Raw genomic sequence first — 10714 nt, 5'->3', positions numbered from 1 at the left:
AGTTATCGCGAGGAGGGCATAATGCGGAGGAGAATTTCGTAGCCCGTTTGATTTCAATGTGTTGGGTCGTGGCTGTGCCGTTCTTGCTGCGCATTATTTCAGGCTGGATGTTTCTTGGGTTGATCAATCAAACCAAGGAGGAATCGATGTCCCAATCGCCTTTCAAGGAAATTTCAGAACTTCGCGGCACGCTGCGCCGGCAGCGCTATAGTCCAACTGTCATTCACAATTATTGCCTCTACGCGGGTCAATTCCTCGCTTACCTGGAAGAGCATGCGATTGACCTGCACGACGTCACTCCGGAACTTGTCGCCGAATATCTGCGCTACGCGGTCCGGCAGTTTCAAATGGACCGCGGGCGCGCACCGGGGTCCAGCTGGGCATCGATACCGCGGTCGGGGATTTACGCTTTGCTGCGCTCCGCTCTGCCGAAATGGCCGCCGGCTCTGCCTGCTGCAAACGAAGCGGAGCGTCTCACCCGCGAGGTTTGCGACCAATATGAGCGATGGCTGCGACACGAACGCGGTTTGGCCGAGCCTTCGATCACGGCGCTGATGTGGGAGGCGCGCCACTTCTGCAAATGGCTCATCCAGCGATACAGAAAAGCCGATTTTGCCGATCTGAGCGTGCGCGACATCGATGCTTATATGGATATCAGGGCGCCGGGCCTGACACGCAAATCGCTCAAGGATGTCGCCGAACGGTTACGCGGCTTCCTGCGACATTTGCACCGGAGCAAGCTGCATGCGGACGATCTCTCGGGTCATGTGATTGCCCCGCTTCTCTACGCCCATGAGGGCATTCCGTCGATCCTGACCGTCAAACAGATCGCGGCGGTTCTTGAGCTTGCGGGGCAGGACAGCTCATCCTTGGGGTTGCGTGATCACGCGATCCTGCAGCTTCTTGCCAACTACGGCCTTCGGTCCGGCGAGGTCGGCCGCCTGCAGATCGAGGATATCAACTGGCGGGCGGATACTCTTCGGGTGCAACGCTCCAAGACCAATGCCACGGCTATGCTGCCCCTGATGGAACCCGTGGGGGAAGCGATCCTGCGTTACTTGCGGGACGGCCGTCCGGACGCGGATGTCCGCACCGTATTCCTGCGGAGCCGTGCACCCTATCAGTCGATGAAGGCGGGCGGCCTCTATGGTGTGGTCAAACGGCGCCTCGCTGCCGCCGGAATTGAGCTTGCTGGCAAGCGCGGGCCGCATATCTTTCGCCATGCCCGTGCGGTCAGCATGCTGAGGGCATCCACCCCGCGCAAGATCATTGGCGATGTACTTGGCCACCGATCCCCGGAATCGACAGCGCCCTATCTGAAGCTCGCCACCGAAGACTTGCGTTCGATTGCCATCAACCTTCCAGACCGGGAGGTGAGACAATGAGAGGTTGGCCCGAGGATGGCGATGAGATCATCGAGCACTACATCGCCCGGCTTCCATTGAACTGCGCGATAACGCCAATCTACTATCGGCAAGCGCTGAACAGCTTCCGGCAGGCGGTGTTGCGGTTTGGCGCAACCGGCCGGCAAGCACTTGAATACTGGTTGCGTGAGCGCGGTGAGGTTTGGGCCCGCTCAACGGTGCTGCACCGCGCCCGGATTGTTGCCCGCTTCCTCGATGCCCTGGCGCATGAAGGAAGGATTGGGAGCAATCCGATCTCCGACCTTCGCCGTGACTATAATGCCCACAGTGACACGGGCGTAATACGGGCTTTGATGGCCCCTGATCCCAATCAGGCACTCGAGGCGTTGCGGCAACCTCGACCGTTCGAAAGTTCATTGGGAGAGCTGATGCGCAACCATGTCGAGCGGATGCAGCGCCGAGGTTACCGGTATGAGGCGGCCGACGTCATTTGCCGCCGGTTCGACCGCTTTCTGCAGCAAAGGCCCGATCTTGATGGCAAGCCGTTGGAGACGCTGCTTGCGCAATATCGCCAGACAAAGTCCAATGTAAATCATCCTGTCGAATGCGAGAGACTGGCACGTATCCTGAACAAGGCACTGTGTCATGACGACCCAACTCGCCCCAAACGGCGACCGAATAACCGGCCCGAAAAACAAGTCGTGCGCAGCTGGCGGCGTCCCTATATCTACAGACCCGAGGACATCCAGCGGTTACTGGCAATTGCCCGGACCTACCCATCGCCGCGCGCGCCCTCGCGTCCGATCAACCTCTACACGATGTTGGTTCTGGCCTATTGCGCCGGGCTGCGAATCGGCGAGATCGCAAGGCTGACGCTTGGCGACATTGACATGCAGGCCGGAACAATCGCGATCCGGGAGACGAAGTTCTTCAAGTCCCGCATTCTGCCGCTGTCGGACAGCGCGATGGATGCTCTGTGCGTGCTTCTCGAAGCGCGGCAGAAGGCCAAGGTCTCTCGCAGCCCAGACGCCGGTTTGTTCTGGCACGATCAAAAGAACCGCTATTACTGTCGGGCAACTATCAGCACCCACCTTGTTGCCATTCTGCGCATGGCTGGTCTCAAACCGGCCACGGGCAAGACCGGGCCGCGCATCCATGACCTGCGACATACCTTTGTCGTTCACCGGATCCTCGAGTGGTACCGACAAGGTGTGAACCCGCAGGAAAAGCTGCCGTATCTTGCAACATATCTCGGCCACCGCGATATCAACTCCACGCTGGTCTACATCACGGTGACCCAGGAGCTGCTGTATGAAGCGAGTGAGCGGTTCCGGGCCTTCACCTCGCCCGGCAACGCTGAACCGGCGGAGGTGGCACCATGAAATCTGATCCGCTCCCCCAATTGCTGCGCATGTTCTTCACTGACTGGATGGTCCAGCAACGCAACGCCTCTGTGCATACCATCAAGTCGTATCGGGACACCTGGAGGCTCTTTCTGCAATTTGTCGCGGCCCGGCATGGCAAGCCGGTTGTTCGCCTAGCGCTGAGCGAATTGACCGCGGCGAAGGTCATCGCCTTCCTGCAACATCTTGAGGTCGAACGCGGTGACACAATCGGCACCCGGAACTGCCGCCTCGCCGCCCTGCGCAGCTTCTTCGGCTTTGTGGCAACGCGCGAACCGGAGTTCATGGCGCAATGCGCGGAGGTTCTGAACGTGCCGACGAAAAAGGCACCGATCCGCGCGCCAGATTACCTCGAACCCGAAGAAGTGCAGGCGATCCTGGCTCAACCCGACCGCTCCACGTTGATCGGCCAGAGGGACCATGTCTTGCTGTCGCTGCTCTACAATACCGGCGCGCGCATCCAGGAAGCGCTTGATCTTCGCCCCCAGGCGATCAGGTTCGATGCTCCGGCCTGCGTGCGATTGTACGGAAAAGGCCGGAAAGAACGGATCAGCCCGCTTTGGCCGGAAACGGTCGCCTTGCTGAGGTCGTTGCTTGAGCGAATACCGAGGCCGGCCGATGAACCTCTCTTCGTAAACCGCTACGGCAACCCTCTCAGCGCCTCGGGCGTTCGGTTCAAGCTGGCGGACTATGTCAGGGCGGCTGAAAAGACCGCGCCGACGCTGGCGAGAAAACATGTGACGCCGCATAGCTTCCGGCACGCGACGGCCGTACACTTGGTCGCCGCCGGCGTCGACGTCACGGTCATCCGAAGCTGGCTGGGTCATGTCAGCCTTGAGACCACCAACCACTATGCACAGGCCAACTTGGAGACCAAACGGAAAGCACTGGAGCGGGTCGAAAGACCAAAGACCGATAGTCCGCCATCATGGCGGCGCGACCAGGGCGTGCTCGACTGGTTGGATACGCTCTGACGCGCATCAAAAATTATGCGGAGGAAAGTGAACAGACCGCCAGGGAAACAAAGGCATTGGCGGACTTCCTCCGCATTATGCCGTCCTCGTGATAATTGAAGGTCTTGAAAGACGACAGGCGCGCGATTTTTTCAGCCGCAGCGCATGCGCAGCGTGCAGCGGATTACCTGCACAGCTTCCAAGAAACCAAAAGCGAAGAAGGAGTTGCCGCGTAAGCGGTGGCTCCCCAAAAGAGGAAGCAAAATCATGGAAAAACACACCATCATATGGCGCGGCGTTGAAATCGAAATCAGTTTCACACCCGAGCAGTTCGGCATGGTCGATCACATCGAACTACGCACAGAAAACAAAACGCCATTGCCCGTGACCAGAACAGGCTATCGTTCGCATTTCATCGACAGGGGAACGGTTGCGCACCATGGCGGCGCGGTCGCGTTCGTGAATGCGTGGCTTGATCATGAAGCCAAGCGCACGGGCTGGAGTGGCGCGCAGCTTTCGTTGTTCTAAGGGTGAAAAAATTCGCGGCTGGCCATCCGGCCAGCCGCCTCAATCAGGTTTGTTTTGTCTCCGTCTCTGTTTCATCCTGAGCTTGTTTCGCGGCGAAGTTACCTGCAATCCAAGTCTTATGAACAAGCCAGTCTTCCGCGAGGAAGAACTCGCCTCCAAGGCTTCTGGCTTTCTCATCCACCAACCGTTTCTTCATTGCGTCTTCGCCAGTGATGGCGATCTTGGCATTTGCATAAGGTGGCTGATCAGGTATCGGTGAAGGAAAAAGAACAGACCATTTGAAGGAGCCATCTGGATATGCGCTCTGAATTTGGTTTTTTCGAGCAAGTGGGCTCTTTGAGAACCCGACTTTAATAATCGTTTTGTCTTCGACGTCTTCAGGCGAGCATCCCAAATAGGCTGAAATGTCCCCTTGAAGTTCCAATATGTAGAGGAATTTGGGGCCGTCAGTCTCTCCGACCGTGTAGGGTTCTGCCGGTGGAGGGATAGCGCGGCTCGGCGTCAGCGCGCTATCCAAAGTTTGGATAGTTGGGTCGGCAGCTTGGGTGCTTCCGTACACATGCACCTCTTGAACATCGAGTTGCAGTAGCTTTTCAGCTTCATCCGCACTCACTTTTACGCCACTCGCTCCAATAAACTCTGGGTGCGCGCTGCTGTAGGCCTTTGGAAAAATGTCCTCTACGCGCTGCCAGTCCTCTGGAATGACTTTCCAAGCGCGGGTTGCTTTCACCGCGTGAAGCCATTTCCCCTTGGAGTCTGGATCAAGTTCCTTTTCTCGCCAACGATCGCCAGAAATGTAGTTTTGAGCATGCCCTGCTTCATTCGATAGCTCCAGAACGCCGACCACCTTCCCGCGCATATCTTCGGGGCCTTTGCCCTTGGTTACGTAGATTGCTACGAGCACACCAGGTTTGGACTGACTCAAAAAGCGGCTACGCTTGCTTTCATCCGCGAACCCAATGCAGCCCCACTTTGAAGGATCGAAGCCCCAGAATGAGGTTAACCAAACCTCGCGCCCGTCGGGGAGTTTCGTGGCTTCAGGTAATAGCTCTGGTACCAAGCTCCAATCAAAGTCGAAGACCTCTTGCTGGATCGATTCTATGTCAATGTCGCCAAGAACCTCCCGTATGTAAGCCATGGCATCTTCATGTGGGTGACGTTCACCTTTCCTGACAAGAATTGTTGTTAGTGGAGGAAGACCTTTGTCCGCGAGATAGTGAAGAATGACCTCAAGGTGAGCTCCCAATCCGCGACCATTTGGATGGTTCCAGCCAACAGCTTCTCCCACCTGTTGGTACGTCGTTCTTTGCCGCATTGCGGCTTTCAGGGCAAGAAAGCGAGCGATTTCAAATTGCAATGAATCCATGTACTTAGATTACCATGATCTGCTGCTGATCCAAACTTTCATTCTCTTTTTGGCATGGGGCGTACAGCCGGAGCTAAGAACGAACGGCTGGCTGTTTGATCAGCCATACAGTTCGCGTCTACTCGTCCGGAAATAATCCCGGCATCCAGCGCCCTGCAAGCTTTGCAGGGAAAGCCAGTTGTAGCGGCGCGCGCGTGCTTTCCGATTGAAGAGCGCCGATTTCCAGCAACGCTGACGTTACTCGGCGCGCGCTTCGTTCCGTGACACCAAGAAGCGAAACGACATCAGCGCGGGTGATCGACCCTTGCATGAGTACTGCGCGTAAAACCGCATCGGATTTTGCTGGCAGCGTTCCTGCGCGCATTTCTTCTTCCGCCCAGATCAGTATGCGATCGCGCAACCTGTCTGGCTTCATCAAGGCTTCCATGAAGGCAATCTGATCAATGCAGATTTTCAGGAAGAAGCCCGCGAAATCAGCAAGCGCCGCTTCGCTCAATGTACCGCGCCCGTCGCGATCGCCACGCCGAGGCTGATCACAAGCCGCAAGATGGCGTTTGTATTCTGCCTCGTTTCGCGCAAGGCCACGCGCGACTGACCACAGCCCCTTTGTATCGAGCGCATTCTTCAACATCGCGTAAGACATCAAACGGGCGACGCGGCCATTCCCATCCAGGAAAGGGTGAACCCAAAGCAGGCGATGATGCGCGCACCCTGCGGCAAGAATGGATTCAATCCGGCCTGCATGACGGTAGGCACCATGCAGACGATCGAGAAAACGCGGGACCGAACCCGGACTGATTGCAACGTGGCGTCCGACTTCAACGTCGCGCGTTCTCAGCTCCCCTGGCACCACCGGAATTTTCTCACCGGTCGATGGCATTTCCACAAAGAGCAAATCAGGTGGCAGCAATTCACAAAAGCGGCGGTGAATCTCCGTGATCATGTCCGGCGATGTGGGGCTTTCACCCAAGCCACCTTCATCAATCCATTTCTGCACAGCGATATGCGCCTTGGCTTCGAGTTGCAGATCACGCTTTTCCGGATCGGCACTGTAGTCATCTTTCAGTGCCCGTTCGATATCAATGGGGTGCGTGTTGTGCCCCTCGATCAGGTTGCTGTAGTAGCAATTCATTGAGCGGATCAGATCAGCAAGAGCGTCGGCGATAGATGCAGGCAAGCTGCTGGCAAAGCGGGCTGAAGCCGTTGCCAGATCGAGCGCCAGATCGTTGAGTTCCGCGCGCTTGGGTGAGCCTTCACTCACCATCAACGGCTCGAACAGACCTATGGTCTCGCCATCATCCCTTATGTTTTCATCGCTCATTTTGTCCGCTTTCTTTACCGCGAAGACAATCATTAATACGACACAATATCATATAGATAGGCGTTATGTCAGCAGAAATATGTCCCTCTACATGTCCGCTTCTATGTCCGGTTTGTAGCGGAAGTTGGCGCGACTGGCAAACGAGCCAGACGCGACCGATTTAGGGAGTTGGTGAACGTGACGCCAACTCGCGCTCAATGTTTCGCATTGAGGTAAGGGCATTGCGCTGTTCTTGGGAACCACGCGGGGCAGCTGAGAAAGCTATGAACGCCACTTTGCGCAAACAGAAAAGTTCTGCGGTGCTGCGCGTTGCCGCTTCAAAACGAGAGATGAGTTTCATCGTATCCTCCTGTGTTTCAAGGAGGCCCCGAACCATTCAGGGCCTTTCGGCCCCGTCCACCATCATCCGCCCATGAAGGCCTTTGATGGTTCGGGCGTCTTTGACAAAACAAGGGAAGAGATGCGCTTGAAGCATTCGACGGATTGATCGGGAATACGACCATCATAGCCAAAGCAGCTTTGCCGCTGCCCCCATGCGCCGCGAACGCCTTACTTCATGCGAACAATCACCAGAGCGCAAAACGGAACAGAAAATCGAGCGCAGAGCGTTTTGTGGCCTGTAGAGGTTCAAGAAAGCGTGCACCGTTCCCCTTTGACAGGATGGCTTGCAACAGGACACCCAGAAATCCCTGACCGAATGCGGCGTCGATCTTCAATGGTCTGCCCGCACCACCTGGCATCGCCAGCCGTGTTGACCATGAACTCCGAGCCTTTGCCTTCGATCAAACGGGAGGGCGTTAGCAAGCCAACCCGAACAAAGGAGAAAAGATCATGGCACGCGAAAACCACACCACAAACCAAGCCACCAACGCACCCGACTATCTGGCCTGGCACGTTACGCAAAGGGGCGAGAAGTCCTACTGGAACAAAGTCGGCGCGGCATGGGTTCACAAAGACGGCAAGGGCTATACGCTTCAGCTCGAAACCTGCCCGATCAATGGCCGCATCGTTCTACGCCTTCCGCTTGAAGATGCACCACTGGTCGACAACGAGGGGCGCGCATAAGCGCCCCTTCCTCTATCGGTCAAGCCGAGGCTTTTGAGGTGAACGCTGACGCCGTCGCTCTTCTTCGGCTTTTTCGCGTTCACGATCCAAGGCCTTGCCCTCTTCATAGTTTGCCACGTCCTTGCGGAGCTGCATCAGCTCCTCCCGAACGATGGCGCGTTGCTTTTTGACATCTCTTTGAAGAGCCTGACGTTCTTCGAGCTGCCGGAAGATCAGCGTATCTTTCTCTGCACGATCACGTTGCCATGCTTGCAGCGTCTCTTGTTCATTCTGTGCTTTGATCTTCGCATATTGCCCCGTCAAACGATGCCAGATGCCGGAGAACCCGCGCGGCAATCGCTGCGATCTTTCCTTGGCTTCTGCCATCCAGCGTTTTTGCTGACGCCGCCCGAGGTTCGTTCGTTCGTCTTTGTGACGGGCAACCATTTCAGTTCGACGGAAGTCGATCATGGCAAAGCGCTGTTTCGCATCGCGACGCGCCTCACCGATGAATGCTTCGATCTTGCGCGACATGCCTTTGGCAATCTCGGCTTTCACAACATCTACCGAAGTGAGTTGATCGCGATCGCCCAAGCGAGCTTCAAGCTCCTTTGCCTTCACCCCGGTGTAACGAGACAGGGAATAGACTTCGCCGAGATAATCGACGGCAACGAACCCACGACGATCACCCCGTGCCAACCAAAAACCCCGCTCCTTGAGCGCCTGTTCAAATGAAGCGCGATTGTCTGAGGCTTCCCAGCATTGCCGGAACACAGCCTTAATCTCTCTAGGATCAAGGCCAACCCGCTTGGCTTGCTGCCATTCTTCGCGCGAAAAATTCAGAGGGTCGCGCAAGCGCCGATCCTGCAAACCGCGTGGCATATCCCAACCATGTTCCAGGTATAGCTTTCGCGAGACATCTTTCAGCTTGGACTTGTAGTGCGGAAGGTTGATCGCCCGCATGCGCTCTGAATCAATCCGCGACCAGACGACATGGGCATGGCGTCTGCCATCTTTTTCATGAAACACGATGGCACGCGGCTGGCTATCCAAACCGAGCTTCTTGCCGATCTGATCTGCGGCTTGTTCGAATACCTTCGTCGGAACGTCCGCACCTTCAGGTGGGTTCAGACTCATGGAGAATAGGTAATTCTTGCACCTCGTGCCTTTGGCGATGGCATCGGCTTCACTGAACGCTTCGATCAAATCGTCGCTGACAAAGCCGGACACTTCATAAAGTTCGACATGCTCATTGTCGCGCATCGCCAAAAGATAACGAGCAAGCTGCCCAGCATCGCCCCTTTCTTTGGCCTTGAGGATCATGGTCCGCTCCTCGGCATTTTTCCGAGCGCACGAAGCAGGTCAGCACGCAACGCCTGAATTTCCCGGCAGGCTTCCACAAGATCGGCTTCGGTTTCAGGTGTGACCGGCAGAGAACCCGTATTCACAGCTTTCGCCAGTTGGTTCAGGTTCGATGACAAACGGGACGCGCCCAATGCGCCCAAGACACGTGCTAAAGCTTCAGCATCCTTCACAGGGCTGTTACCAGGCCTCTTGCGTGGCGATACATCGTCGCCGAACAATTCTTCCCTGATATGCGCCGCGAGTGCCTTGTGCCCGCGCGCTGCATCCAGACTGGCCCGTTCTTCAAAAGTAAAGCGAATGGAAAACGGCGGCGGATACTTCGGCGCATCGGCTTCTGACTTCGCCGATTCAGACGCTATATCATTGAAATTATGGTCTAAAGTGCTCATCGTCGCACCTCAGACTCTTTGAGTCTAACTGTGCGAGATAGCGTTCCCACTCTTCAAGGGTGTCGAACAGATTACTCCATTCTTCGTCGCTGAGGGAATTGAACTGGCAGTTCAATCCATTTCCCTCTTGGCGCACCATCCATACAGACCCCTTCAAGTCTTCCAGGCGACCACACCTGTGCCTCAGGCTGACCCGTGTACCGCGCCGCTTGCGAATTTCCGACGGCCACACCTTGACGCGCGGCCTGGCAAGGCGGCCTCATCGCCGGTGTGCCCGGTGTTGACACCGCAGGTATCCGCAACCGAGCATGCCGGTTCCGGCGCAGTGTTTGCACATCATCGGTTGGCGTCTGGCCCAGCCACAGCCTGAAGGAGGCGTTACGGGATGCGGGATCCGCTGGTCACCCACAATGAGCGTGTAAAGCTGTTTGCCGGGTTCATCAGCGCCATCGGCCTTGGCCTGATCGGTTTCGCGATTTTGCGTCCCGCCGTGGAAGATTGGCAGAATGTCAGGCTGACCACGCTATGGTGGGGCGCGGGCGGACTCGCATTGCACGGCGTTTCGCACTATATCTTAAGGTACATACGCAAGGAGATGCCGCAATGAGCTTCTTCGATTTCATCGTTCCCGTGATTGCTCTGGCCGTTGCCGCGGCCGGTGCCCTTCTGTTGCGCCGCGAGGCGCGCAAGCTGGATGCAAAAGGCCGGCACCCGGCCGAGTAACGCCGCGCATCCTCCGGTCTCAGGGGTCTGAGGCGTGCATTTAACGAACTGATTGGGCCGGTTTTCCGGTTTTCTGTGTGTAATCACACATACCGGCAAAAAAACGCGGTCATTTGGTAGATTTGGAAAATCACGGTTCAGTCGATCAGGCGGGCGCGCAGTCCCAGCTGTCAGGCGCAAGTCCCGCGGCTCCCAACGCATGCGCGGCCGGACCGGGAGCACGCACAACGATTGCCTCCGCATGACGGTGGTCGCCGA

General features: G+C 56.7%; 10 protein-coding genes. 6 read left to right on the top strand and 4 right to left on the bottom strand.

The features are described 5' to 3' along the window. The first annotated feature begins 146 nt into the window (after positions 1-146). From ACP15K_RS12580 to ACP15K_RS12565, 4 genes are all read left to right on the top strand, one after another. A complete protein-coding gene (locus ACP15K_RS12580) occupies positions 147-1385 on the top strand; it encodes a tyrosine-type recombinase/integrase (RefSeq protein ID WP_424990674.1) in 1239 nt (412 codons plus the stop codon). Further along, positions 1382-2746 (top strand): tyrosine-type recombinase/integrase, encoded by a 1365-nt coding sequence (locus ACP15K_RS12575; RefSeq protein WP_424990673.1) that lies wholly within the window; start codon positions 1382-1384, stop codon positions 2744-2746. The genes ACP15K_RS12580 and ACP15K_RS12575 overlap by 4 nt, the downstream gene beginning before the upstream one ends. Next, positions 2743-3741 carry a tyrosine-type recombinase/integrase gene (locus tag ACP15K_RS12570; protein ID WP_424990672.1) on the top strand — a complete coding sequence of 333 codons (999 nt, stop codon included), beginning with the start codon at positions 2743-2745 and terminating at the stop codon, positions 3739-3741. The genes ACP15K_RS12575 and ACP15K_RS12570 overlap by 4 nt, the downstream gene beginning before the upstream one ends. 246 nt (positions 3742-3987) lie before the next feature. Next, a complete protein-coding gene (locus ACP15K_RS12565) occupies positions 3988-4248 on the top strand; it encodes a hypothetical protein (protein ID WP_424990671.1) in 261 nt (86 codons plus the stop codon). Positions 4249-4291: 43 nt separating this feature from the next. Here ACP15K_RS12565 and ACP15K_RS12560 read toward each other — a convergent pair whose 3' ends face one another. Together ACP15K_RS12560 and ACP15K_RS12555 are read right to left on the bottom strand one after the other, a co-directional pair. Continuing rightward, positions 4292-5614: a hypothetical protein gene (locus tag ACP15K_RS12560; RefSeq protein WP_424990670.1), complete on the bottom strand. Its 1323-nt coding sequence runs from the start codon at positions 5612-5614 to the stop codon at positions 4292-4294. Positions 5615-5732: 118 nt separating this feature from the next. Beyond that, positions 5733-6935 carry a Fic family protein gene (locus ACP15K_RS12555; protein ID WP_424990669.1) on the bottom strand — a complete coding sequence of 401 codons (1203 nt, stop codon included), beginning with the start codon at positions 6933-6935 and terminating at the stop codon, positions 5733-5735. Between the two features lie 831 nt (positions 6936-7766). Between ACP15K_RS12555 and ACP15K_RS12550 the strand changes: the two genes are divergently transcribed. Continuing rightward, positions 7767-8000 carry a hypothetical protein gene (locus ACP15K_RS12550; RefSeq protein ID WP_424990668.1) on the top strand — a complete coding sequence of 78 codons (234 nt, stop codon included), beginning with the start codon at positions 7767-7769 and terminating at the stop codon, positions 7998-8000. Between the two features lie 12 nt (positions 8001-8012). On the opposite strand, the gene ACP15K_RS12545 is transcribed toward ACP15K_RS12550, so the two are convergent. Continuing rightward, entirely contained in the window at positions 8013-9302 is a 1290-nt protein-coding gene (locus ACP15K_RS12545; protein ID WP_424990667.1) for a relaxase/mobilization nuclease domain-containing protein, read from the bottom strand. Then, a complete protein-coding gene (locus ACP15K_RS12540) occupies positions 9299-9733 on the bottom strand; it encodes a hypothetical protein (RefSeq protein WP_424990666.1) in 435 nt (144 codons plus the stop codon). Before ACP15K_RS12540 ends, ACP15K_RS12545 begins: the two co-directional genes overlap by 4 nt. A gap of 385 nt (positions 9734-10118) precedes the next feature. Between ACP15K_RS12540 and ACP15K_RS12535 the strand changes: the two genes are divergently transcribed. Further along, on the top strand, positions 10119-10340 hold the full coding sequence (locus ACP15K_RS12535) for a hypothetical protein (RefSeq protein ID WP_193142626.1): 222 nt from the start codon (positions 10119-10121) through the stop codon (positions 10338-10340). Positions 10341-10714: the final 374 nt, after the last annotated feature.

The sequence above is a fragment of the Fluviibacterium sp. S390 genome (assembly GCF_049800695.1).
Taxonomy (GTDB): domain Bacteria; phylum Pseudomonadota; class Alphaproteobacteria; order Rhodobacterales; family Rhodobacteraceae; genus Meridianimarinicoccus.
This window is presented reverse-complemented; position numbering and strand designations above follow the sequence as displayed.

Excerpts from the sequence above, each read along its gene's own strand:
- ACP15K_RS12555 (WP_424990669.1), bottom strand. The coding sequence starts at position 6,935 with ATGAGCGATGAAAACATAAGGGATGATGGCGAGACCATAGGTCTGTTC.
- ACP15K_RS12575 (WP_424990673.1), top strand. The coding sequence starts at position 1,382 with ATGAGAGGTTGGCCCGAGGATGGCGATGAGATCATCGAGCACTACATC.
- ACP15K_RS12570 (WP_424990672.1), top strand. The coding sequence starts at position 2,743 with ATGAAATCTGATCCGCTCCCCCAATTGCTGCGCATGTTCTTCACTGAC.
- ACP15K_RS12560 (WP_424990670.1), bottom strand. The coding sequence starts at position 5,614 with ATGGATTCATTGCAATTTGAAATCGCTCGCTTTCTTGCCCTGAAAGCC.
- ACP15K_RS12565 (WP_424990671.1), top strand. The coding sequence starts at position 3,988 with ATGGAAAAACACACCATCATATGGCGCGGCGTTGAAATCGAAATCAGT.
- ACP15K_RS12545 (WP_424990667.1), bottom strand. The coding sequence starts at position 9,302 with ATGATCCTCAAGGCCAAAGAAAGGGGCGATGCTGGGCAGCTTGCTCGT.
- ACP15K_RS12580 (WP_424990674.1), top strand. The coding sequence starts at position 147 with ATGTCCCAATCGCCTTTCAAGGAAATTTCAGAACTTCGCGGCACGCTG.
- ACP15K_RS12535 (WP_193142626.1), top strand. The coding sequence starts at position 10,119 with ATGCGGGATCCGCTGGTCACCCACAATGAGCGTGTAAAGCTGTTTGCC.
- ACP15K_RS12550 (WP_424990668.1), top strand. The coding sequence starts at position 7,767 with ATGGCACGCGAAAACCACACCACAAACCAAGCCACCAACGCACCCGAC.
- ACP15K_RS12540 (WP_424990666.1), bottom strand. The coding sequence starts at position 9,733 with ATGAGCACTTTAGACCATAATTTCAATGATATAGCGTCTGAATCGGCG.